This is a genomic window from Microcoleus sp. ARI1-B5 (assembly GCF_036705795.1).
Lineage (GTDB): Bacteria > Cyanobacteriota > Cyanobacteriia > Cyanobacteriales > Microcoleaceae > Microcoleus.
In genome coordinates this window covers 1-24,895 of the sequence record NZ_JAUBVK010000015.1, presented here as the reverse complement: position 1 = coordinate 24,895, position 24,895 = coordinate 1, and the positions used below count along the sequence as shown (strand labels likewise).

22 protein-coding genes are annotated in these 24,895 nt (G+C 45.2%); 18 read left to right on the top strand and 4 right to left on the bottom strand.

The features are described from left to right. Positions 1-47: 47 nt before the first annotated feature. The 3 genes from QUB63_RS20795 to QUB63_RS20785 all read left to right on the top strand — a co-directional run bounded on the left by QUB63_RS20795 (position 48) and on the right by QUB63_RS20785 (position 6,754). Positions 48-1,100, top strand: a complete 1,053-nt coding sequence (locus QUB63_RS20795; protein ID WP_332947202.1) for a C39 family peptidase — start codon at positions 48-50, stop codon at positions 1,098-1,100. 215 nt (positions 1,101-1,315) lie between these two features. Continuing rightward, positions 1,316-3,424 carry a caspase family protein gene (locus QUB63_RS20790; protein ID WP_332947201.1) on the top strand — a complete coding sequence of 703 codons (2,109 nt, stop codon included), beginning with the start codon at positions 1,316-1,318 and terminating at the stop codon, positions 3,422-3,424. Positions 3,425-3,499: 75 nt separating this feature from the next. Continuing rightward, complete coding sequence (locus tag QUB63_RS20785; RefSeq protein ID WP_332947200.1) at positions 3,500-6,754, top strand: DUF2225 domain-containing protein; 3,255 nt, start codon at positions 3,500-3,502, stop codon at positions 6,752-6,754. A 434-nt stretch (positions 6,755-7,188) separates the two neighbouring features. Here the strand turns inward: QUB63_RS20785 and QUB63_RS20780 are convergent, their stop codons facing one another. Next, positions 7,189-7,887 (bottom strand): pirin family protein, encoded by a 699-nt coding sequence (locus QUB63_RS20780; protein WP_332947199.1) that lies wholly within the window; start codon positions 7,885-7,887, stop codon positions 7,189-7,191. A 138-nt stretch (positions 7,888-8,025) separates the two neighbouring features. On the opposite strand from QUB63_RS20780, the gene QUB63_RS20775 reads away from it, so the two are divergent. Further along, complete coding sequence (locus QUB63_RS20775) at positions 8,026-8,358, top strand: winged helix-turn-helix transcriptional regulator (protein WP_332947198.1); 333 nt, start codon at positions 8,026-8,028, stop codon at positions 8,356-8,358. Positions 8,359-8,560: 202 nt separating this feature from the next. Continuing rightward, positions 8,561-8,959, top strand: a complete 399-nt coding sequence (locus QUB63_RS20770) for a DUF4112 domain-containing protein (protein WP_332947197.1) — start codon at positions 8,561-8,563, stop codon at positions 8,957-8,959. Positions 8,960-9,160: 201 nt separating this feature from the next. Here QUB63_RS20770 and QUB63_RS20765 read toward each other — a convergent pair whose 3' ends face one another. Then, entirely contained in the window at positions 9,161-10,183 is a 1,023-nt protein-coding gene (locus tag QUB63_RS20765) for a threonine aldolase family protein (protein WP_332947196.1), read from the bottom strand. 79 nt (positions 10,184-10,262) lie between these two features. Here QUB63_RS20765 and QUB63_RS20760 point away from each other — a divergent pair, with 79 nt between their 5' ends. The 9 genes from QUB63_RS20760 to ilvA all read left to right on the top strand — a co-directional run bounded on the left by QUB63_RS20760 (position 10,263) and on the right by ilvA (position 19,468). Continuing rightward, positions 10,263-10,475 (top strand): DUF2997 domain-containing protein, encoded by a 213-nt coding sequence (locus tag QUB63_RS20760; protein ID WP_332947195.1) that lies wholly within the window; start codon positions 10,263-10,265, stop codon positions 10,473-10,475. Between the two features lie 11 nt (positions 10,476-10,486). Further along, positions 10,487-11,269 (top strand): nucleotide exchange factor GrpE, encoded by a 783-nt coding sequence (locus QUB63_RS20755; RefSeq protein ID WP_332947194.1) that lies wholly within the window; start codon positions 10,487-10,489, stop codon positions 11,267-11,269. A 20-nt stretch (positions 11,270-11,289) separates the two neighbouring features. Then, positions 11,290-12,921 (top strand): Hsp70 family protein, encoded by a 1,632-nt coding sequence (locus QUB63_RS20750; protein ID WP_332947193.1) that lies wholly within the window; start codon positions 11,290-11,292, stop codon positions 12,919-12,921. 31 nt (positions 12,922-12,952) lie between these two features. Further along, a complete protein-coding gene (locus tag QUB63_RS20745) occupies positions 12,953-13,558 on the top strand; it encodes a hypothetical protein (RefSeq protein ID WP_332947192.1) in 606 nt (201 codons plus the stop codon). A 21-nt stretch (positions 13,559-13,579) separates the two neighbouring features. Next, the gene (locus QUB63_RS20740) at positions 13,580-14,443 is read left to right on the top strand and encodes an HIT domain-containing protein (protein WP_332947191.1); all 864 of its coding nucleotides are present in this window, start codon (positions 13,580-13,582) and stop codon (positions 14,441-14,443) included. A gap of 291 nt (positions 14,444-14,734) precedes the next feature. Next, positions 14,735-15,304 (top strand): hypothetical protein, encoded by a 570-nt coding sequence (locus tag QUB63_RS20735; protein ID WP_332947189.1) that lies wholly within the window; start codon positions 14,735-14,737, stop codon positions 15,302-15,304. A 306-nt stretch (positions 15,305-15,610) separates the two neighbouring features. After that, positions 15,611-16,783 carry a DUF262 domain-containing protein gene (locus tag QUB63_RS20730; RefSeq protein ID WP_332947188.1) on the top strand — a complete coding sequence of 391 codons (1,173 nt, stop codon included), beginning with the start codon at positions 15,611-15,613 and terminating at the stop codon, positions 16,781-16,783. Between the two features lie 6 nt (positions 16,784-16,789). Continuing rightward, positions 16,790-17,854 carry an MAE_28990/MAE_18760 family HEPN-like nuclease gene (locus tag QUB63_RS20725; protein ID WP_442922319.1) on the top strand — a complete coding sequence of 355 codons (1,065 nt, stop codon included), beginning with the start codon at positions 16,790-16,792 and terminating at the stop codon, positions 17,852-17,854. 81 nt (positions 17,855-17,935) lie between these two features. Beyond that, positions 17,936-19,468 carry a threonine ammonia-lyase, biosynthetic gene (gene ilvA, locus QUB63_RS20720; RefSeq protein WP_332947336.1) on the top strand — a complete coding sequence of 511 codons (1,533 nt, stop codon included), beginning with the start codon at positions 17,936-17,938 and terminating at the stop codon, positions 19,466-19,468. A gap of 434 nt (positions 19,469-19,902) precedes the next feature. On the opposite strand, the gene QUB63_RS20715 is transcribed toward ilvA, so the two are convergent. Continuing rightward, positions 19,903-20,982 carry a M23 family metallopeptidase gene (locus QUB63_RS20715; protein WP_332947186.1) on the bottom strand — a complete coding sequence of 360 codons (1,080 nt, stop codon included), beginning with the start codon at positions 20,980-20,982 and terminating at the stop codon, positions 19,903-19,905. A 389-nt stretch (positions 20,983-21,371) separates the two neighbouring features. On the opposite strand from QUB63_RS20715, the gene QUB63_RS20710 reads away from it, so the two are divergent. After that, the gene (locus QUB63_RS20710) at positions 21,372-22,082 is read left to right on the top strand and encodes a phosphatase PAP2 family protein (RefSeq protein WP_332947185.1); all 711 of its coding nucleotides are present in this window, start codon (positions 21,372-21,374) and stop codon (positions 22,080-22,082) included. A 62-nt stretch (positions 22,083-22,144) separates the two neighbouring features. Here the strand turns inward: QUB63_RS20710 and QUB63_RS20705 are convergent, their stop codons facing one another. After that, positions 22,145-23,032 carry an aspartoacylase gene (locus QUB63_RS20705; protein WP_332947184.1) on the bottom strand — a complete coding sequence of 296 codons (888 nt, stop codon included), beginning with the start codon at positions 23,030-23,032 and terminating at the stop codon, positions 22,145-22,147. Between the two features lie 379 nt (positions 23,033-23,411). Between QUB63_RS20705 and QUB63_RS20700 the strand changes: the two genes are divergently transcribed. From QUB63_RS20700 to QUB63_RS20690, 3 genes are all read left to right on the top strand, one after another. Next, positions 23,412-23,750 (top strand): DUF433 domain-containing protein, encoded by a 339-nt coding sequence (locus tag QUB63_RS20700; RefSeq protein WP_332947183.1) that lies wholly within the window; start codon positions 23,412-23,414, stop codon positions 23,748-23,750. Positions 23,751-23,753: 3 nt separating this feature from the next. Continuing rightward, a complete protein-coding gene (locus QUB63_RS20695; RefSeq protein WP_332947182.1) occupies positions 23,754-24,116 on the top strand; it encodes a DUF5615 family PIN-like protein in 363 nt (120 codons plus the stop codon). Between the two features lie 338 nt (positions 24,117-24,454). Further along, on the top strand, positions 24,455-24,895 hold a 441-nt coding region (locus tag QUB63_RS20690; RefSeq protein ID WP_332947181.1), incomplete at its 3' end, for a leucine-rich repeat domain-containing protein.

Genomic DNA, 24,895 nt, shown 5'->3' with positions numbered 1-24,895 from the left:
CACAAAACAGATTCAATTGCACAACTTACTCAACAAATAAAAGACATATGAAGATCCAAGATTTCGTCAGCCAAAATCTCCGCTACGATACCAACGACATTGCAAAAGACAAAGAGTTAACCCTTGAACTCCAAAAGCTATTCATCGACCTAGGATTACTCAACGATCCACCAGAGGACACATTTGGCTTGTTGTCCACAGCAGCTCTCAAGAGATTTCAGCAACAGACTGGCTGTGACGAACCAGAATTTCTCGGGCCGCAAACCGCTGAAAAACTAATAGAAGCTGCAAAAGAGGGACGCAGAGGAGAAGGAGATGCGTCAATCCTGCTTGAGGTGATTGAGAACACCATCATCAAGAATAAACCACTGCAATCTCAGGTCCTCTCTGACAAACAGAAGCACAATCTCCCCGCCGGAACTAAACTCAATTTGGTCTTTTTTGAGGTGGAGCGCCAACATTTAAAAATTACCTTAAGCGAAGCATTCCATAACTCTGTGGTTTGGTATGTCTTTGGAGAACACGTCGAAGTTTTCGAGGGTAAAAATCAAGTTTACCCCCAACAAAATCCGGATGAAATCAAGTTGAATGTTCCCTATAAATCTCAGAATGACAATATCGACAACCCGACAGGCGCTTGCAATGTTACTTCACTTGCTATGTGCTTAGAATTCTTTAAAGTTCCTCGCCGTACAAGTGAGGGACAGTTTGAAGACGAGCTTTACCGATATGCCTTAGACCAGGGATTAGACAGGCACGCTCCTAACGATCTCGCTCAAATTGTACGAGACTACGGAGCGAAAGATACCTTCACCCAAGCCGCAACCATCGACGAGGTAAAAGACTGGTTAGGCAACGGAAAGCCGACAATAATACACGGCTACTTTACCCCATTCGGTCACATTATTGTAGTGGTTGGATACGACAGCACGGGCTTCATCGTTCACGATCCCTACGGCGAATGGTTTGCTGATGGCTACGATTTCAACGACCCAGAAGGAAACAATGAAAAGGGTAAGTTTCAGCATTACTCTTACAACTTAATTCGGGAAGCCTGCATTCCAGATGGAGACTTTTGGGTGCATTTTATTTCCCAATAGACTTGGGTGTATCTCAAGCAAAAGGTTGAGTTCAAACTGTTTGTTACTCGGATATCCGTCGCATCCCCGAATCGTTGCGGGGGACGAAAAATTAAGTTATTGTCCCCCATTTTTAATGGGGGCTAGGGGGAGATCGTTTAACTGAACCCTATTGGGATCTCAAGAGAGCGAGTTCTTATCCCGCTTGAGGAAAAAATAGAAATTGAAGCAAAATAATGACTGAAAAATCTGACAAAACACCGATTATTTACGCCTTATTAATTGGGATTGATTGGTATAAACCTAATCGGTTGTACAAAAATCTTAAAGGATGCGTGCGTGACATCGATCGCGCCGCAAGCTACCTCTTAAAGACACTGAAGATTCCATCCGAACGGATTTTTAAGCTGACTTCTGTGAATCCCGAAGTCGCTGAAACCATCGAAACCAAAGACCCGGAACCAACTTATGAAAATATTGTGGCGAAGTTTGATGCCATTACAGAAATAGCTCAGCCGGGAGAGCAGGTATACATTCACTATTCTGGCCATGGAGGACGGGCGGCGACAATTTATCCACAACTCAGAGGAGACGGGCAATTTGATGAAGCACTTGTCCCGATGGACATTGGCGAAGAGAACTCCCGCTATCTGCGGGATCTTGAATTCATAACACTCCTCAAACGGATGACAGACAAGGGATTAGTTGTCACAGTTGTGCTAGATAGCTGCCATTCTGGAGGGGAAACACGAGGTGAATACTCTGACATTCGAGGAGGGGATAGCGATGACAGTTCCCAGCGACGAACAGACAGCCTAGTGGCATCAGAGGAGGAATTGATCCGTAACTGGGACTTAACCCGGGGAACAGCTCGCAATGCGACTCCTGGGGATTGGTTCCCTCAGTTGAGCGAGTATGTTGTACTGGCTGCTTGTCGTCCTTCTGAATTGGCCTATGAGTATGCTTTTAATGGTACAGAGCGTCAGGGAGCGCTGACTTACTGGCTGTTAGATACTTTAGCTAACCGCAGTTGGGAACTGACTTATCAGTTACTTTACGATCGCATCTATGCCAAGGTGCAGGGCCAGTTTCAAAATCAAACTCCCATGCTTTTCGGTGAGGGAAATCGTCAAGTCTTTGGCTGCGATCGCACAGAGTATCATTACACTGTCCATGTGATTAAGCTAGATGCCGCCGAGAAGAGGGTGCTGTTGGACGCTGGAACAGCGCAGGGTATTGGCAAAGGCGCACAGTTTGCCATCTATCCATTGGGAACAACCGATTTCAATCAGAAGCAATTAGCAATTGTTGAAGTTACAGAAGACATCACTGTAGCAGATGCTTGGGCGGTCATTGAGCCTGATTCCTTGCCGGCAGGAACCAAGATTGAGGCTGGAGCTCCAGCAGTCATGTTGGCCGCCCCCATAGAGCTTGTCCGGCGAGTCCGTCTGTTTTTCAAACAAGAGGATACAGGAGATGGGAAACTGCCGCCAAATCAGGTGCTGCCTCCAGAGATACTAAAAATTCAGGGTGAAGCACTCGCGGCAATCAAGTCAGCTATTCCTAATGCAGGAAAAGGCTGGGTGGAGTTAGTTTCAGAAGGTCAAGCCGAACACTACCAAGTTGCTATCACTAAAGATGGCGAATACGAAATTTGCGACCCAAGTGGAGAGCCATTTGAAAATTTACGACCGCACCTGAAGGTAAACGATCTTAATGCTGCTGAAAAGGTAGTCAAACGCTTAATCCATCTCGCTAAGTATCAGGCTGCCGAAGGGCTTAAAAATACTTCAGCTTTAACCAACAAGCTGATCGTCCAGTTAGCAGACGAAAACAAAAATCCCTTGGCTGACCCGACAAAGCAAACCCTGAAGGAGGCAGAAAGAACATACTTGTATATCAAGAATGATTCTTCTCAAGAACTCAGCGTTGCCGTACTTGATTTCCAGTCAAATTGGGCGATCGATCGACTCGATATTTTTGGAGACGGTGCAGAGTTTGCCACATTCAGTCCCGGAGCCGAAGAGTTAATCCCCATAAAGTTCAGTCTTCCCAATGGATACAAAGAGGGTCAAGAAATTTTGAAGGTCTTTGCTGTTGCCAACAACTCGGCTAAGTTTAACTGGCTCAAATTACCGCCTCTCGACGCACCGATTGAACCTAAATCAGCAGCAGAAAAAGGAGAACAAGAAGAAGCAATAAGAAACAGCAGCAACCCACTCGATAAACTCATCGCAGCCATTAGCGCTGACGTTGACGAGGCACCTCCTGTGCGTGCAGCACAAGTTGACGATCCCAACCGAGGTTGGACGACAAAATCGGTGACATTGACCGTGACAACGTAAGCAGAATCAGGGGGCGATCGCCCCCCGATCCGGCATTTGTAAAACCCTTTTTAGTTTCAGAATGGGAGGCGTAAAATGAGCGAGTTTGAGTTCTTACAGCACGGTGTTGACTGCTTTAACCAAAAAAACTATGAGGAAGCGATCGAGGCATTCGATCGGGTGCTACAAATTAATCCCAACTTAGCTGAAGCTTATTATCTGCGAGGGCTTGCCCGCAGCCAACTGGGCGATACTCGGGGAGCCATTGGAGATTACGATCTAGCATTACAAATTAATCCCGAATGGGTGGATGTTTACAGGAGTCGAGCCTCCGCTCATACAGCCTTTGGAAATCAGCAAGGTGCTGTTGAGGACTACACTCAGGTGTTGCGGATTAATCCCTTAGAGATTGAAGCTTACATTAATCGGAGTCTTGCCCGAACTCGACTGGGAGATAACCGAGAAGCAATTGAGGACTGTACCAAAGCAATACGCCTCAATCCCAACTATGCTGAAGCTTACGTCAACCGAGGTCTGGCTCGCTCTAATCTCAGAAACCTTAAAGGCGCTCTTGAGGACTGGACACAAGCGCTGGCCATTGCTCCCGATGACGCTCAAGCTTACTCTAACCGATGCTTTGTTCGCGCAGAACTTGGAGAGCCTCAAGGCGCTTTGGAAGACTGCAACCGAGCTTTGCAGATTAATCCTGAGTTTGACCAAGCTTACACTAATCGGGGTTTTGTCCGATCGCAAGTTGGAGATTACCAAGGTGCCTTAGAAGACTGCCAACAGTCACTGCAACTTAATCCCAATGAGCCGGAAACCTATTACCATCGAGCCACTGCACGTTATTACTCAGGCAACCGTCAGGGCGCTATTGAGGATTCTCAAAAAGCGGCTGATTTATATGTACAACAAGGCAGGACAGATGATTACCATTACCAAGCTGCACTAGACAATATCAAACAGCTTGAACTCGGTGCTACCTTAATGCCTCCTACAGTGTCTGTTGCTGATGAAACTCAAGTTGTTGATGTCTCAATTAACTCTCGTCAAGCTGAGGCTGATTCTCTGTTGCGGCAAGGTCTTGAACAGAGCCAGACTAATCAGCTTGATGCTGCTTTGGCGTCCTATCGACAAGCTTTGACCATCTATCGAGAGGTAGAGGATACCTGGGGGGTAAATCTTGCCATCCTAGCTTTACAAAATTTAGGAAATATGTATCGCGATCGAGGTCAAGAACAATATGAGAATAGAGAATTTGAAGCATCTTTAAACTCTTATCAACAAGCCCTGAGCATTTATCGAATCAGTGGCGATCGTGCTGGAGAATGCAACGTTCTCTACAATTTGGGAATAGCTTATGATATTTTCAACAGATACGAAAAGGCGATTGAATATTTTCAGCAGAGTTTAGATCTAGCACGGGAAATTGGCGATCGTTCTTTTCAGGGGCGTATTCTTGGAAGTCTTGGTATCTCCCTAGGTAGAAGAGATAGCAAAACTAGCGATGATTCTCAAAAAATAATTGATTGCCATCAGGAAAGTTTGAGAATTGCCCTAGAAATTAGTGATTTGCGCGGTCAATCGTTAGCTTTAGAAAATATAGGAAATTTCTGGGCGCTGCAAGAAGACTACAACAGTGCAATTGATTACTATCAGCAGAGTTTAGCTAAAGCCCAGGAAATCGGCGACGCCTACGGAGAAATGTTTGCTGTGGGAAATATAGGGGCTGTTTATCTATATCAAGAAAATTACAACCAGGCTATTGAATACTTCCAGCAGGGGTTGAAGATTGCGAAGGAATACAAAGAATGGCAGTCAGAAGCCATCAATCTGGAAAGATTAGGATTGGCTTTTTTCAAAGCTAAAAATTTAAGAGAAGCAGAAAGTTACCTAAACCAGGCTATTGAAGTTTATGAAACAACCTGGGCAGGCAATGGCAACAACGATCGAGAAAAAACATCAATGTTGGATATGCAACTGATGGCTTATCTTGTTATGCAAGAAGTATTAATTGAGCAGCAAAGATTTGAAGATGCTTTAGAAATTTCAGACCGCGGTCGTGCTAGAGCAATTGCCGAGCTATTAGAAAGACAGTTATCTTCAAGCCAACCAAAGCTATCACCAAAATTTCATCTAACAATTGAAGGGATTAAAAATGTAGCAAAATCTCAGAAGTCCACCCTCGTAGAATACACAATTATTAATGATTATGATGGCACAACAGAAGCAAAACTGGGGCAGTCAAAACTGTTTATTTGGGTGATTAAACCCACAGGTGAGATCGATTTTCGATCGGTTGACCTCAAACCCTTGTTACAAGGACGTATTACCTCTTTGGAAAAACTGGTTAGCAATTATCGCGGCTCGATTGGTGCTAGGGGGCTGAACCGCAAGGCTGTAGTGGACAAGGAAGAAACAGTCCCTGCTGACCCGGTTGAGCGATCGCAGGAACTTTATCGGATTCTGATCGAAGATATCGCTGACCTTTTACCAACCAATGTGGATGAGCGCGTCATCTTTATTCCCCAAGGTTCACTATTCCTAGTTCCCTTCCCAGCTCTCAAAAATGAGTCAGGTAAGTATCTAATTGAGCAACACACTATCCTCACAGCTACTTCAATCAAAGTTCTGGAACTCACTCACGAACAGCAGGAACGAGTCCAAGCGGTAGGTATGGAAGATATGCTGGTAGTTGGCAATCCTACCATGCCGTCTATTTCATTTGAATTTGGGCAAAAACCTGAAAAGTTAGACTCTCTTCCTGGTGCTGAAAAGGAAGCTCTAGACATAGCTTCTCTATTGCACGCTCAGGCATTAATAGGCAACGCAGCTACTAAAGTTGCTGTGGTCAAACGAATGCCATCTTCACGGATTATTCACCTAGCAACCCACGGCTTGCTCGAAGACTTCAGGAAACAGGAGGTGCCTGGAGCGATCGTCCTAGCACCATCAGCAACAGATGACGGTTTGCTAACAGCAGCAGAAATTTTGGAATTCAAACTCAATGCTGAGTTAGTCGTTCTGAGTGCTTGTGACACCGGACAAGGAAGATTAACTGGGGATGGTGCGATCGGGCTGTCACGCTCCTTGATTGCGGCAGGCGTTCCCAGCGTGATTGTGTCCCTGTGGTCAGTACCAGATGCTTCCACCGCCTTGTTAATGGTGGAGTTTTATCAAAATCTCGATCGCAACTCAGACAAAGCTCAGGCGTTGCGGCAAGCGATGCTGACCATAATCAAAGAATATCCCAATCCAATCAACTGGGCTGCCTTTACCCTAATTGGTGAAGCGAACAGTGCTTTCAGCTTTGCAACTACAGGCAAGTTGGTGGGAGTATCTCAGTAACGAGAATATTGCTGAGTATCCTTTGCCTGCAAGGCTGATGAGTGAAAACCAGTCAATATAGCTTAACCAAGGCAGAGCTACAGAGCGGAAATCTCAATCATTCTTTAGAAAAGTGCGATCGGCCGTCAAACTGCTGCTCAGTATGTAGGATGCGGCATTTTCTGCTAAATCAAACAGTATTAGTAGGGTGCGTCAGCTAGAGTTTTTTCTGCATTAAATTGATAATTTAAAAACTGACGCACCTACAACTAATATTTGGCATCATTCCCAACAAACCGGTAGGGGCCCGTGAGCCAATAATCCCAAACAGTACAAACAGATTAAATAAACCCGCGCCCACCCACCAGCCAACCCTTTGCTGACAATATAAACCTGGAATAATGGCGAAATAGGAGGCAGCACCCTACAGAAACAATGTTTTGGCTATGGCAATTTTATGCCAAATCAAACAGCAAAAATTCCGCATCTTCCGCCGCTTCAATCGCCAACTCATCCTCGCCGCTAACCGCCGCACCGTCCCCTTTTTCTAAAGTCAAACCGTTGAGCGAAACAGCGCCGCGAGCAACTTGCACCCAAGCATGGCGATTTGGCTGCAAAACATGAGCAACCCGCGAGTTTTTATCCAAAACCGCCGCATACAAATCGACATCTTGATGCACTTTCACCGCACCATCTCTGGCATCTCGCGCCGCCACTAAGCGCAGTTTTCCGCGCCTTTCTGCTAGGGGAAACTCCCGCTGCTCGTAACTCGGCGGCAAGCCATTTGTATCTGGTAACAGCCAGATTTGCAGTAAATGAACAGGCTCTGTTTGCGAGTGATTGAACTCGCTGTGCTGGATGCCCGTACCTGCACTCATCCGCTGCACTTCACCGGGTTTTATCGCTGCACCGGTTCCCAAACTGTCTTTGTGTTCTAACGCTCCTTCCAGCACATAGGTAATGATTTCCATGTCGCTGTGCCCGTGAGTGCCGAAACCTTTTCCGGGGCTAATGACATCCTCGTTGATTACCCGCAACGAGCGAAAATTCATAAAATTGCGATCGTAATAATTGGCAAAGGAAAATGTGTGGTAACTGTCCAGCCAACCATGATTAGCGTGTCCTCTTGCTTCACTTTTTCTGACTGTAATCATTTTCTCAATCCTCCTTCGATTTGAGATTTTAGATTTGGGAATGACTTCGGGTGTTTCTTGGATGTTTCTACTTTAAACCGAGTCAAGCTATTATGGGAAGTACGCACTTAAAAGTGCGGTAGTTACCAAAAAGATACTATGCAAGTTAAAGAAGGAAGTATTGAGAGAGCAAATTGCCCGGTAGAAAGGACTTTAGAGGTGATTGGCGGGCGCTGGAAAGTCTTGATTCTGCGGGAGCTTTTTCAAGGAGTGAAGCGTTTTAACGAGCTGCAACGAGCTGTCAACGGCATTACTCAGAAGATGCTGACGCAGCAATTGCGGGAGATGGAGTCAGACGGGATTGTGCACCGGGAAATTTACCTGCAAGTTCCGCCGAAAGTTGAATATTCGCTCACGCCTTTGGGCGAAAGTCTCAAACCGATTATTGATACTATGCACGAATGGGGAATTAAGCATATTAACTATAGTTAAGTTTATTCTAGTCTAGCTAATTCCCAATTTGCGATCGCCGCCGATTATATCATAAAATAACCCTTATAAAGTTAGTAGTGAGGGCTTTAGTCCTCTTCCAACCAGAGAGGACTGAAGTCCGAACGATCGAACCTGTCAGGGCGATACTTTTTTCCGTCTTCCGACTGATGGCAATTTTTCCAGCTAGTCCAACAATAATAATATGAACAAAATAGAGCGTCTTGCCACCCTCAACCGCATCCGCAAACTCAGCCGCCTGATGGATACCGCCATTGGCATCCCCGGCACTAAATTTCGCATTGGTTTAGATCCGATTATCGGTTTAGTTCCGGGTGCTGGGGATATAGTAGATACCGCATTTTCTGCCTACCTAATTTACTTAGCAACTCAATTCAACATTCCCCAAAAAACCCTCGGGAAAATGATTTACAATATCGGTCTAGAAGCCGTTATCGGCTCAGTGCCTTTAGTCGGAGATATCTTTGATGCTTTTTATAAGTCAAACATGAGAAATCTGGCGCTTTTGGAAGAGCACCTCGAAGCAGAGGAACCGGAATTAGCCGCAGTTGCAGAACCTGTCCATGAATCGATTAAACTGTAGGGGCGGGTTTTACAAACAATAATTGCCAATAACAAACAATCTCTCAAACCCGCCCCCACCAAACGAAAAATCACAATGTACATTTTCCGCATTCGATGTAAATTTAATGTTGATGTGGGTTATCTGTTGTGGGGGGGCGGGTTTATCTAGATTGTTGGTACTCGTTAGATATTATTCGTAAAACCCGCCCCTACAAAATAATCACTGATGGCGTTTAACAGCTTCCACAAAAGCATTAACATCTTCTTCTCTAGTATTGAAAGCAGTTACCAGTCTGACAGTACATTTATCCCACCGATAAAACTGGAATCCTTCAGCTAAAACCGCTGCAACTACAGATTCGGGAAGCTGCATAAAAATTTCATTAGCTTCGACTGGATGACAAAAATTTACTTTTTTAATGCCAGACAACCCCTGCACCAAATTAGCTGCCATCTTATTGGCGTGAGTCGCATTTTTTAGCCACAAATCATCGGTAATGTACGCTTCCAACTGCGCCGACAAAAACCGCATCTTCGAGAACAGATGCCCGCTGCGTTTGCGGTAAAATGGGAAAGTCTTTGCTAATTCTTGATTAAAAAATACCACAGCTTCCGCAGCCATCGCGCCGTTTTTTGTCGCTCCAAACGAGAGTATATCGACACCTGCGCGCCAAGTGATATCGGCAGGAGTACAGCCCAAACTGGCAACAGCATTGGCAAAGCGAGCTCCATCCATGTGCAGGTGCAAATTGTGGCTGCGAACAACCTCCGAAATGTGCGCTATTTCCGCTGGATTGTAGACTGTGCCGGCTTCTGTGGCTTGTGTGATGCTGACGGCGGCGGGCTGTACGTGGTGGACGACTCCTGCACCAGCGCGATCGACTATTTCACCTAAAGTCTCTGCCTTTATTTTAGCATGATTTCCTGTTACTGTGACCAACTTTGCACCGCCCGTAAAAAACTCCGGCGCGCCGCATTCATCCAGATTAATATGAGATTGGGCGTGACAGTAAACAGCCCCGTAAGGAGGAGTCACAACCGCAAGGGCTAGAGCATTAGCAGCAGAACCGGTTGCTACAGGAAAAACAGTCACCGATGTCTCGAACAAATCCGAGAATTTAACTTGCAAACGCTGCGTATATTCATCATCTCCGTAAGACATCGCAGCACCGCAATTAGCCGCTGCAATCGCTGCCATAATTTCCGGCGAAACCCCGGTTGCATTGTCGCTACAAAAATTCATTTGAATAATCGGTAAACAGAATCTATAATATAACTCAACAGTCAAAACTCAACCGTCAAGCATTAAACCAAGAGGAACTATGGCAGAGTACCGCCAAATAGAATACCGCATCGGCAAAGACGGCAAAATTACCGAAACCGTCCTCAACGCCACCGGTTCGAGTTGCACCGAAACCACCGCCGGAGTTGAAAAAGCCCTGGGAAAAGTAGAATCTCAAGAGTTGCTGCCAGAATACTACGAAGGGGAAGAAAATTTGACCGCCGAACAAACGCAGACTTTAAAACAAGTTTAGAAAAATTAACAATGTTCTATCTCCTCGATGCAATAGTTGATGTAACAACAGTGCCTGCCTTCAGCATCGCGCTAGCTGTCGGGGGCATTTTTCTAATTGTAGTCTACGCTTATGCTGCATCGGAGGCCGGAGATGCGATCGACTTTAAGTACGATACAATTCTGCGGGAACGCATGAATCAGCTAAATATCGTCGATTGGCAAGACTTAGGCGAAAAAGCAGGCTTAAGTCGCTTCGGGGTGCGCTTAGTACGGCAGGGAGACGTGGGAAAACTCACAGTAGACCAACTGCGGCGGCTGGCAACTGTGCTAAATTTGAATTTCCAAGAATTCGATCGCACTCTTAGCGCGCTGCCCGTATCGGCTACAATCACAACTAATCCCAGCGAAATCGAAGAATTGAGACAGCAGTGTTTCCGGCTGCGCGACGAATTGCAGCAGCAAAAAACTCAACTAACTGCCGATTTTCGCCGCGCCACCTTTGAACAGTTGCAAACTTTGTTAACCAACTATCCCGCCGCCCGCAAAATGGCCGAAGCCAAGCCGAATATGCCAGCCAAAAATCTCTCGGCTTTGTTTACTCCCCTAGAAAATCTCTTGTCAAGTTGGGATTTTGAAACAATCGGTTCAGCTTGGGAACAAGTTGCTTACACTCCGCAGTTGCACCAGCCGGATGTTGAAGATATAACAGAAGGAGAGTTAGTTTACGTGAGATTTGTGGGCTATCGAGATGGAGAGCAAATTCTTGCTCCTGCTAAAGTTAGCCGCACCCTCCCACCGGGAATAACAAATTAAATTTAAAATCTAAAATTGACATGGTTGCAATCGCAATTGACTTCGGCACCAGCAACACGGTGGTCTGCATTCTCAACCCGGACACGCAAACACCCGAAACTTTGAGATTGGGCGAAATGTCCCGGATTTTCCAAACCAAGAAATCGAGCCCAGATGTCAGAGAAATACCTGTGGTGCCGACTTTGGTGTTTGTGAAAAAAGCGGGGGATTTGGTATTGGGAGAAAAAGTGCGATCGCAGCGTTTAGGACAGTCCCAGCCGGAGCGCTTTTTTAAAGCTTTTAAACGCGACTTGGCTGCCGATTTTCAGCCCCCTGCACGCAATATCGACGGTGAAACTTACACACCCGAATCAGTAGCCGAACAATTTATCAGAACTATATGGAAACAATTATATCGGCAAAATATACAACCAGACAAAGTAATTTTTACAGTCCCAGTCGGAGCATTTGAGCGATATCTAGATTGGTTTCGCGACTTAGCAGAATCTCTCGGAGTTGAGGAAGTTCAGCTAATAGATGAATCCACCGCCGCCGCCCTGGGATATGCAGTGAAACGCCCCGGTTCTGTAGTTTTAGTAGTGGATTTTGGCGGCGGGACTTTAGATTTAAGTTTAGTTCGCACTGCTGTAACCCCCCCCTTCCCCCCCCTTGGTAAGGGGGGGAGCGAGATTTCTCCTCCCCTTGGTAAGGGGGGGCTGGGGGGGGTGCGCGCCGAAGTGTTGGCAAAATCCGATGCTTATGTCGGCGGCGAAGATATTGACATCTGGATTGTTGAAGATTATTTGCGACAAATTGGTTCGTCGCGGGCAGAAGTCGGCGGCGTGGGCTGGCAAAATTTATTAGAAATAGCGGAAAAGTTAAAAATTCAACTTTCTCAAGTTAATGAGGCGAAAGAAAGTTGGTTTGACGATGAAAATTTTATGTCTTACGACTTGCAGCTAAACCGAGATAAACTTGAAGAAATTCTGGAATCTCGGCAGTTGTTAGAACAGTTGCGGGAAGCTTTAGATGAAGTGCTGAGCATTGCGCTGGGAAAAGGTATCGGCAAAGCAGATATCGAACAGGTTTTGCTGGTAGGAGGAACTTCTCTGATTCCGGCTGTGTCTAATTTAGTTGTTTCGTATTTCGGGCGGCAAAAAGTCAAAACTGACAAGCCTTTTGAAGCTGTGGCGCACGGTGCTTTGGCGCTGACACAATTGGCGAGTGTTGACGATTATTTGCGTCACAGCTACGCAATTCGCCTCTGGGAACCTTACGCTAAAGCTTATGCTTATTCGCCGATTTTTAGCAAGGAAATGAAGTATCCTTGTGAAAGTTCCGATGAGTTGACGCTGCAAGTGGCAATTGAAGGACAAAGGGAAATTCGGTTGGATATTGGGGAAGTTGCAGAGGTGTCGCAAGCGGAGGTTGTTTTTAACGAAAAAGGGCAAATGACGAGCAGTTTGCTCAACAAACACAGCGATTTTCGCTCTTTGGAAAGCCACCATCAGGAGGTTTGTGTGGCGCATTTGAATCCGCCTGGGGTGTTGGGGATCGATCGGGTTTCGGTGAGTTTTGAGGTGGACCAGAGGCGGGTTTTGTTGGCTACGGTGCGGGATTTGGTGACTGGTAAGGTTTTGGTGGAGAAAGGGGCGATCGCTAAACTGCAATAATGATACAATAGAATACAGAAGGCTTTCACAAATGGCATACAGCGATTTTACTACGATTTCCAAAGTGCGATCGGCTTTCAACCTCACCGTTGATGAAAAAACGGTGTTGTTTGCTGATGTAGAGGCGATCGCACCTAGCGACTATCTCAAAACCACTTTAACAGAATACATCCCCCTTGCCACCGCGATTAATACGGAAAAAGCGCGATCGGAATTAATTATTGCACCCATATTACTAGAAGTGCGGCGCATCTTAAACTTCCAAATCGGCTTTTTTTCCGGTACAGAATTTAACGCCGATGCCAAAAGCGGACTTAACGGCTATTGCGACTATATCCTCACCGCATCCAGCGACTTGTATGAAATTCGCACACCAGTTATCACTTTAGTAGAAGCGAAAAACGAAAACATTAAAAGCGGACTCGGACAGTGCATCGCCGAAATGCTGGGAGCCCAGCTATTTAACAAGCAGCACAATGATGAAATTGAGGCGATTTACGGCTGCGTTACTACTGGGAATGCTTGGAAATTTCTTAAATTAGTAAATCAAACAGTCTTTATCGATTTGACCGACTATTATATCAAGGAAGCTGACAAAATTCTCGGAATTATCGCAAAACCTTTACGCAAAAGTTAATTCAATCAAATTTATGCCGCCATGAAAAAGCAACAAAATAAATTCAGCCACCTGACGGCAATCGAAAGAATTTACTTGTCATTTCCGGCAAGATTTTTATTAGAGCAAAACTTGCTGCAAGGTAAAGTTTTAGATTTTGGGTGCGGCTTCGGGAGCGATGTTAAATTGTTGCAGCAAAAAGGCTTTGATATTGCAGGTTACGACTCTTATTATTTTCCAGAATTCCCCCAAAATAAATTTGATACTATAATTTGCTTTTATGTTTTGAATGTCTTGTTTCCCGAAGAACAAGCGAATGTGCTGATGGAAGTGTCGCACCTCTTGAAACCGGGAGGAAAAGCGTATTTTGCAGTGAGAAGGGATATCAAAAAAGAAGGCTTTCGAGAACACTACGTACACAAAAAACCTACATATCAGTGCATTGTCAAACTTCCGTTTAAGTCGTCTCTTTTAAATGAGTCTTGCGAAATATACGAATACGTGCATTACAACCATCAAAGAAATTCAACTAATAACTGCATATTTTGCAATCCGCACAAAAATCTAACTTTGCTAACTGAATCAGCAACAGCTTATGCAATGTTTGACGGTTATCCCGCCAGCAAAGGTCATGTTTTAATTATCCCGAAGCGTCACACAGCCAATTATTTTGAACTCCCGTTTAGGGAACAATCGGCTTGCTGGTTTATGGCTAATAAGGTGCAAGAGATGTTAATTAAAGAGTTTCAGCCTGATGGTTTTAATGTGGGTATCAATATTAATAAAGATGCGGGCCAAAGTCGCAGTCACGCTGCGATTCATGTTATCCCCCGCTACAAGGGCGATGCGGCTGGGAATAAAGGCGGAATTAGATGTGTTATTCCTCAAGTTAAAAATAAAACTTAGGAATTTGTGAAAGGATTTTTTTTAGCGCCGAGGCGCAGAGAAGGCAGAGAGAAATTGATAATTATTGTAAGGATGGTTATACAGGAATTACGCGCTGCGACTAAAGAAACCGGGTTTTTTATGGATTCTAGGGCTGGGACGAAGGATTTTTGTGTAAAAACCCGGTTTCTCGATACCCGTGGGTAATTTTTGTAAGGATTTTTATATTTGAGCAAAGGGCGAGCAAAATAGAGTTAAAATGTGTTTGCCAAGTCTCAAACTACACATTAGCAGCAATTTGGTGTTCTGTTTATGTCTAAGCGCAAAAAGCAAGAATGGCTCAAGGAAACTCTAGAGCTCAAAGAAGACCACAATTGGAAATCTAAGCCTGGAACTCGCATCTTTGTCGCAGGAAGAGGTGCAGTCCGCTTTGATGTGCCGCAAGATTGGCATTTTGAACCGGATACTAAGTCGTTCCGGTTTACGGATAAAAAGCCGCCGGATGATGATTGTTGTTTGGAGGTTTCGTTTAATTTGTTACCTCCTAACAATTGGGCTGATTTTCCGCTGGTGCCGCTATTGCAGAAGATTGTTGAAGATGATACCAGAAATCCGATCGATCCTGGGGATATTATCCAATTGAAGCGGCAAACTGCTCGGGTTGTTTGGACCGAATTTAAGTTTATCGACCCTCCCGAACAGCGGGAAGCTTATTCGAGAATCTGTATCGGATTGGGTTCTAATGTTCAGTGTTTGATTACTTTTGACTATTGGGTTGATGATGCTGAACGTTTGACTCCTGTCTGGGATACGGTGATGGACTCGCTGGTTTTGGGTTTGTTTATTAGTGACCCTCGAACGGGTTTTGCACGTCCAGATTAGGTTTGGGGAGATTTTCAGTAAGTAATTTTACTGAGTGTTGAATTGGTAAGCCATCGGCCAGTAAAGTTAGAACCTGGACTAAACTTTACAACCGCTTTGCCATGTAAATATCGGGCTTGCCAATTCCTTTGGCGTCGGGCATCACTCCCACGATCGCATTTTGCCATAAAAATCGGATTTTGCGATCGCTACTGGGAGCTTCTGCGCGAGTTGGTTATAATCGCTAGCTTGTGAGATTTTAGTCGATCGGTTCATGCTGAAAATGCTATAATTATTAACAAGTTGTGCTTAGGGAGACTACGGAAAATGCAGATCGCACCATTTGAAGAAAAAATGTGGGAGAGTTCGCCAACAAAAACTCGCACTAAAATATCCGATCATGAAATAAACCATAAGTACGAGTTAAGAGAGAATAGAATTCTTACTGAAATCAACCGTGAAAAACTTCCGAGCTTTGTCCAGGCATTAAGGAATCCTGGTTATATGGAAGTGCGACCATTTTACCAAAGAAGGGCGCGTTGGACTACCAAGATGCAATCCAAACTAATCGAATCATTTCTCATCAATATTCCTGTTCCATCAATAATCTTATACGAAAAAGATTACAATTCTTATGAGGTGATGGATGGTCAACAGAGAATTACTGCGATTCAGGATTTTTATGAAAACAAGCTTTCATTAACAGGGCTTGAACTTTGGTCTGAATTAAATGGACGTACCTACAATCAACTTCCTCAAAAAATTAGAGCTGGTATCGACCGTCGTTCTATATCATCTACGGTAATTATTGCAGAATCAACCTCAGATCCTGAAGAGGCTCTATTCTTAAAACAAAAAACATTCGAGCGCCTTAACACAGGAGGTGTAGATTTAAGTCAACAGGAAGTGCGAAACTGTTTGTATTATGGAAAGTTCAATGAACTGTTGCTAAAATTATCGCGCCATCCCATATTTGCAGAAGCTTGGGGAATTCCGACAGAGGATGACAGCGCCGAATTGGAAAAAAATACCCTTTATAAAAAAATGGAAGATGCTGAGTTAGTTCTGCGTTTTTTTGCTCTCAGAAATGTTGATAATTTCCAACGGGGAATGGAAGGATTCTTAGACTTGTACATGATGAGGAGTTTAAAATTTGACGAAGAAAATATCAAGGATCTGGAATATATTTTTCTGAAAACTATTACAATAGCTCGCCTGATTTACGGAGAGCATTTATTCAAGCCATTTGACGATAAAACTCAAACTTGGTCTAACAAAACTTATAAAGCATATTATGATGCAATCATGGTTGGTTTTAGCAGGTATTTGCAACATGAAAAAAGATTGATTGCTCTCAAAGACAGAATTATTGAAGAGACAAAGAACCTCTTTAACAAGCCGGAATCTCGTCTGCTGACAGGAGGTGGAAAAACCAAGGCAGAGATTCAGGAGCGAATCAGGATATTTGACGAAATGCTTTCGCAAGTTATTGGAGAGTAACTTGCGATGTTTGAGGAGCTTCTCAAGACAGTCTGTCTTAAAATTTCCACTGTCCGTTCGATGATAAAGATTAATGATCGACTTAGAAAAATCGTATTTCAAGACAGTTCAGATATAAAACAGTTGAAAGAAAATCCTGAGTTTGCCGCATTAATAGAAGTAATCTCTAGCAAACAAGAATGGCGAATTTACGATCGCTGTGCGGTAGTAACCCGATTGTATGCTATTTACGAGCGCTTCGTTGAGGATTTAATTTCGGATTGGCTGCGACTCATGCCGGATCTGGTTCCACGTTATTTAGACTTGGGAGAAAAAATCCAAAATACCCATCGAGAGGGTATAGGGCGTTTATTGATTGACATCAAAAAGAATAAGTTTCAACACCTTTCTGTTAAGCAAGTAGTTCAAGGATTATCCTGTGGAATTACTGATAGTGGGAAATACGAGCTACTTCCTGATGCTTTTTTATTGCACGAGCAAAATTTACGGAAGGAAGTGCTAGAAACAGTTTTGAAAAATGCTGGAATTGATGACGCATGGAAATGGGTAATTAACCACAAAGAAATTAAATATTTTGTAAAGGAAGTTCGCGGCAGTCAAAACACGGCCGAAGGACAACTCAAACAACTGGTTGACTATCGGAATGAAGCCGCACACGGCTCTACAGATAAGATTTTTCTGGGAACTCAAGAACTGTTGGAATTAAGTTATTTTGTGGAGTCTTTATGTAAATCTCTTGCCGATTTAGTTACCTACAATATAATTTTACTCCAGACTAAGCAAGAAGTAGTAAGGGAAATTGGAAAAATTACTGAGTGGTTCAAAAAGCCACAAGCGGGAGTAGCGAAAGTTAAGGATGTTACATTGACTGTAGGAGAAGGAGTTTTTCTGGTTTTAGTTAACGATGAATTGTCGTACTGCTACTCTGCTATAATTGATAGCATTCAGCTTGATTGTATTTCTCACGATCGCGTAGAAATAACTTCGGAATCAGAAGTAGGATTAAAGTTCGATCGCGATGCCAGAGTTGGTTTGATTATTTATGTGACTACATCCGATCGAGCTGACTGAATATTTCGTAGCTGCGAAGCCCGATCGCCAATTCCCGCAAAACACTAACACAAATACACTACAATTATCCCACGCTCCCGCATCAACCCACCTGCTAACCCCATGCTTTGCGATTACCTGGTACAAATCCTCACCGCCCGCGTCTACGATGTGGCCCAAGAAACACCCCTAGAAGTCGCCCCCAATCTATCAGCGCGGCTCAACAATAAACTGCTGCTGAAGCGAGAAGATATGCAGTCTGTCTTTTCCTTCAAACTGCGGGGCGCGTACAACAAAATGGCGCAACTGTCGCCGGATTTGCTAGCACAAGGTGTCATCGCAGCTTCCGCCGGCAACCACGCCCAAGGAGTCGCCCTCGCTGCGGGCCACCTGCGAACTCGCGCGATTATCGTCATGCCCGTAACAACGCCGCAGGTGAAGGTTAATGCGGTGATAGCGCGCGGTGGAGAGGTGGTTTTGCACGGGGATACTTACGATGATGCCTACGCCTTTGCGCGCCAATTAGAGGCAGAAAAAGGTTTGACTTTTATTCATCCTTTTGATGACCCGCACGTAATTGCGGGACAGGGTACGATCGGCATGGAAATTCTGCGGCAACATCAAAAACCCATTCACGCGATTTTTATCGCAATTGGCGGCGGTGGATTGATTTCGGGAATTGCAGCTTATATTAAGCGGTTGCGCCCGGAAATTAAGATTATTGGCGTCGAACCTGTCGATTCCGATGCGATGAATCAATCGCTGAAAGCGGGTAAACGGGTGCGTTTGTCGCAGGTGGGTTTATTTGCTGACGGCGTTGCGGTGCGGGAAGTTGGGGAGGAAACTTTTCGATTGTGTCAGGAGTATGTGGATGAGATTATTTTGGTGGATACGGATGATGTTTGCGCGGCGATTAAGGATGTTTTTGAGGATACGCGATCGATCTTAGAACCGGCCGGCGCATTGGCGATCGCAGGTGCGAAAGCTTACACCGAACGCGAACAAATCGCAGGAGAAACATTAATTGCTGTGGCTTGCGGCGCGAACATGAATTTCGATCGCCTGCGCTTCGTAGCAGAAAGGGCAGAGTTTGGCGAACGCCGCGAAGCGATTTTTGCAGTCACAATTCCCGAACAGCCGGGAAGTCTCCGCAAGTTTTGCGAATGTTTGGGCAAGCGCAACTTGACTGAATTTAGCTATCGAATTGCTGATGAAAAAGCCGCCCATATTTTTATCGGCGTGCAAATTCAAAACCGCGCTGATGCGGTTAAAATAGCGGCAAGTTTTGAAGATTGCGGCTTCAAAACTTTGGATTTAACTGATGATGAATTAACGAAATTGCACTTGCGGCACATGGTGGGCGGCCGTTCTCTTCTGGCAAATCACGAACTGTTTTACCGTTTTGAATTTCCCGAACGTCCGGGTGCGTTGATGAAGTTTGTGGGTTCCATGAGTCCTAACTGGAATATCAGCGTTTTTCACTATCGGAATAACGGGGCTGATTACGGGCGAATTGTGGTGGGGATACAGGTGCCGCCGGATGAGATGCAGGAGTGGCAGGCTTTTTTGGATACGCTGGGCTATCAGTATGGGGATGAGAGTCAGAATCCGGCGTATAAGTTGTTTTTGGCGTAGGTTTTTGGGATTAGTCCTGGACGCATTAAGCCCAAAGAAACCGGGTTTTTTACCCTGAGCTACGGGCTGCGACGAAGGATTTTCGTAAAAAAATTTGGTGTCACAATCTCTGCGATTGCTTAACTTCACTTCGTTTCGCTCGCAATGACTACTTATATATTTTCCCGCGCCATCTACTTATACCAATTTTAAAAAAGAATGCAACAGTATTCTTGTTCCCCCCGCAATACAGCGGGGGGGCTAGGGGGGGTCGAAGAGTGTTGCACGATTTTAGAAAAATGGTATTACACATCCATACCAAAGAAACCGGGTTTTTTACTGGATTCAAGGCTTTGATACATTATTTTCGTCCATCAAACCCGGTTTCCGATCGAATTCGTGCGATCGCAAATTAAATCTCCAATGCCCCAATCGAAAATTGTATAGCTTGGTGGCTAGCGCAATTCGACTTCTCGCTTGACTTCTGCTAAAACCCGATCGCCCCGCGTCAACCGATATTCGGCGCGCCACACTCCGGGAGTCAGAGGAGAATTTGTACTGCTTTTTTTGCCGATATAACCCAACCAAGTCCGGCTGGGGGCTGGAATTTCCTTGCTGGCGTTGGCGATGGTTGCGCCGCTGGGTGCAAATAATTTGTATTGTTCGCGATCGCCCTTGAGGACTCCGTAACTCTGCACCCAAAACAGTAAAACCGGGCTATTTACAGGTAATTTAGTCTCAGAAAATTGTCCCGCCCAGACAGTGTTCTCATCCGGTGGCTTGGGGGCAAAACCGGCGCGAATTAAACCTGTGGAAATATAGTCGATCGGCTTATCCCAAATTGGATTGCGGGCGGTGTTGCAGCCTAACTTCGCATCGGGCCCGACAAACGGATCTACGGGCTTACCTTGGTACCGAAAAGTGACGTGTACGTGGGGGAAAGAGGCCTCGCCAGAGTTTCCTACCATACCCAAAACTGTGCCTTTTTCTACCTGCATTCCCGGCTTCACAACCACGCTGTTTTGGCGGAGGTGGCAGTAGTACGATTCCCAGCCCCCACCGTGCTCGATCGCTATGGCGTTACCGCATCCAATGGCTGTGACGTTGGCTTTCTCTGTCTCGTTTTGCAAACGCCGATCGACTACACCATCTCGCACTCGCAAAACTTTGCCCGCAGCGGAGGCGATAACTGGGACTCCTTTTGCCATTGCTTTGGCGTCGGGAATGGCGAAATCTGTGCCGTCGTGGCCGTCGTAGGTTTGCCGCCCGCAGCCGAAATCGACGGCGCCCGGGCCTGGATCGCGATCGAAATAGTGCATTACAAAACAGTCTTTTCCTAGGGTACAGGCGAGCGGCTGACCGAATTTCGGGCTGTTGGGCTGTTGGGCGACTGCTGAGGAGACGAGGCGTTGGGCGATCGAGTTTGCTTCGGCGATCGGCGCATTAACTCCGGTGTTCTTAGCACAACTACAAATACTTGTCAACCCCACGGTCAACAAAATTGCAGAAATCTGTTTTTTTGATAGTAAAATCATTCGTCGGTGGGATGTAAAAGCTGAGGTGGGTAGTGAAAAATCAATTAATCATTCAAAATATAGTTGCTCAGGAATCTAGACGATCGCTCGGGCGTTTTCGTTTCCTAGATTTGTTTTCAGTTGACCTGTGACAGTTGACCTGTGACAGTTGACCTGTGAGGGCACTTGACAAAACAAGGAAGAGGATTGGAGTAATGAATCGTCTGATTTTAATTTCTCGCGAAAAAGCTTGGGGCTTTAAACCAATTCTTTCTGGTAACTAGAAGGAAGAAGGAAGAAGGAAAAAGAGATACACAGCAAGCCTTTTAGCGATCTGGATTTGACGCTTAATTAGGTGAATTTACTTATTATTCCCGGTTTTTGGTTTTAAATTCTTAATTAGTTAAAAAATGCTCTCTAAAATTCGATCGCTGATTTCTCTAATTCGGCTTGGCGGCCTGGTTGTTGCTGCTTTGGCGATGTGGGCCTTTGCCACCATTGCCCACGAGGTTTTGGACTCGGAAACTGACGCTTTCGATAAATCTATTTTACTATATCTCAGGAGCCTGCACGATCCGGTGCGCGATCGCATCATGCTCGCCTTGACATTTTTGGGGGAGCCAAATTTGCTGCTAATAGTGAGCGTGAGTTTGGGTATTATGTTGTGGGTGCGCCAACATCGCTCCGAAGCCGCAACGATTGCAATTACCGGCGCTGGGGCGATCGGTTTAAATATACTCTTAAAACAACTGTTTGCGCGCGATCGACCTCAACTTTGGGAGCGCGCGGTTGAGGTAAAATTTTACAGTTTCCCTAGCGGGCACGCGATGATTTCAATGGTTGTTTACGGTTTGCTAGGATATTTATTGGGTTCCCGTTTTCCCAAGCAGCGCTGGTGGATTTACAGCTTGACAGTTGTATTAATTGCTGCTATTGGTTTGAGCCGGCTTTATCTCGGAGTTCACTGGCCTACCGATGTTATTGCTGGTTATATTGCGGGTTTTGTGTGGCTGCTTGCTTGCATTTTCAGTTTGGAAGTATGGAAGCAGTTTCAGGATTCTCGTGCTGTTCCTGAAGAGAATTTTTTGTCGCCTGACTCCCATAATTTAACCGATAAATAACAAGAAACAAGGTTCGAGCGTTCGGAATGCAAGTCCTTCATGAATGCGGAAGGGAGTCCTCACTACAAACTATTAAGAACAATTTGCTTTTGGGTAAAACACATGGCAATTCCTTTTTCGTAGTAAGCCGCCTCGTTAATAAAAATTGGATATACCGTCGATTTACCTTCATACAAGACCGACTCGCCGTCAAAGGTCAAAAACATCGGATCGCCGGGATTCAGCGCTTCATAATCTCTGGATTGTAGCTGAGGATGAATCATTGCCTGAATTTCTCCCTTTTCGTTTCTGGGATAGTCGATCGCCCGAATGCTTTGATAAACAGTCAGGGGATTTGTTGCAACAGGCATTGTGCCTAGATTGTAGGCTTCTACGCAGTCTAAAATTGTGCCGACAACTTGCTCGGTTTGCTGAAACAAAGACGCATCTAACACGCCTTGCGCCACTGCACCAACTTCCAGCGTACCGCCTAACTCGGAAATCGATCGCAGCAAAGGACTATCTTGATGATTGGTTGTCGAAGCGAGTAGCTTGAGGTGGGGATACAAAGATGTTAAATAAGCTGCTAGTTGCAGGTTAAATGGATGCTGGCTGGCGAGAATAAATGTTAGCCCCATGTTGGATGTGGTGCTGTGCAGATCGATAATTAAATTTTGTTGCGGGGTGTTTTTTGAGCAAATAATCTGGTATATTGCTTTCGCCCGCTGGGCTTCGTAGCTGGAGAGGTGGGGATTTTCTAAATCTTGCTGGCGAAAGCAGCGGTTGAGGTCGATATCGACGTAGCGTGTCCCGATGGAGCAGGCTTGGGGATTGGCTAGCAGGGCGATTGTTTCAAAAGTCGATCGCCCAATTAACTCTGGCGCGCGATCGAATTTCTTCACCAGGTAAACTCCTGTGAGTTCGTTTCCGTGGGTTCCTCCCACTATGGCAACACGTTTAATTTGATTCATAAACAAACAAGTTTCTATGCCAAGCGTACCATCATTTGTCATCTCTTGGTAAAACAGACCTCAGAAACCGGGTTTCTCTCTGTATTTATCGTCCCCCAACCAAAAACTCGTAGAAACCCGGTTTCTCGCCCCATGCGAAAATCTCAGAAACCGGTTTTCTCTCTGTATTTCTCCTCACCCAATCAAAAACTCATAGAAACCCGGTTTCTCGCCGCGATGCGTAAACCTCAGAAACCGGGTTTCTCTCTATATTTCTCGTCACCCAACCAAGAACTCATAGAAACCCGGTTTCTCGCCCCATCCCTAGTTTTTTGGCTTGTGCCTACGCTCTTCCATATAATGAGTATAATAGTATATAGCTAAAAGAGGAATCTTAGATATGAAATTTAATGACTATTTTGACTTTTTGGCACCGGATGATATTCGCATCAAAGGACATCGGATCGGGATTGAGACGGTACTATATGAATATCTGTATCGGGGACGCACCGCCGAAGAAATTCAGCAATTATACCCTTCTCTAACTTTGGCAGAAGTTTATGCGACTATTTTGTATTATTTGCTGAACAAAGAATCAGTAAGTCGATATTTACAAGATTGGTTAGAGTGGTCGCATCAGCAGCGAAAGATGCAAGCAGCAAATCCCCATCCTGCTGCGGAAAGATTGCGAAGATTGAAAGCCGAACGGGAAAAGCAATCTGTTATACAGGGTGCTTGAGGAATGGCGCTTAAATATTTGATGGATGAGAATGTTACACCGATTTATGCCACACAGCTTCGCCGGAAACGCCCCGATTTAGTAGTTTGGTCAGTGGGCGATATTGGTACGCCTCCGAAAAGTACGCTCGATCCAGATATTTTGGTTTGGTGTGAAGATCATAATTTTATTTTAGTGACGAACAACCGCAAGTCAATGCCAGTCCATCTAACGGATCATATGGCTGAAGGTAGGCATATTCCAGGGATTTTCATTTTGAACTCAGATTTAACTATTGGGCAAAATATTGAGGAATTAATTTTGATTGCTGATGGTTCGTTCGATGATGAATACCAAGACCAGATTGTTCATCTCCCATTGACATAAACAGGATTTATGCAGTGGTCAAAAACCCGGTTTCTCGCCCCATGCGAAAATCTCAGAAACCGGGTTTGTCTGGATATTTCTCGTCACCCAACCAAAAACTCGTAGAAACCCGGTTTCTCGCCCCAGGCGTAAATAACTGATATATGTCATTGCGAGCGTCCCCGCGAAGCAATCGCCAAGACTAAGATTGCTTCGTTCCTCTCTTCGGACACTTCTGGGGTTTCTCGCCTCGATGCGGTTTCTCGCCTCCACAATCGCGCCTAATCTTTCCCGGAACGCCCAAAGCTCTGTCAGAATAGAAACAAGATGGCGGGGAAACACACGGGGAAATAAAGGTCATGATGCCAGAGCAAGCACTGCGGCGAATTCACCGGGCCGCCAAGGAAAAATTGACCCAACTGAATTTGTCGGGGTTGGGGTTGGAGGAATTGCCGCCGGAGATTGGCAAGTGCACGCATTTGACAGTGCTTAACCTCAGAAACAATCAGATAGAAGAAATTCCCGAAGTTCTCGGCCAACTGTCGGATTTGACATGGCTTGACCTCAGTAACAATCAGATAGAAGAAATTCCCGAAGTTCTCGGCCAACTGGCGAATTTGACAGAGCTTGACCTCAGTAACAATCAGATAGCACAAATTCCCGAAGTTCTCGGCCAACTGTCGGATTTGACATGGCTTGACCTCAGTAACAATCAGATAGCAGAAATTCCCGAAGTTCTCGGCCAACTGTCGGATTTGACATGGCTTGACCTCAGTAACAATCAGATAGCAGAAATTCCC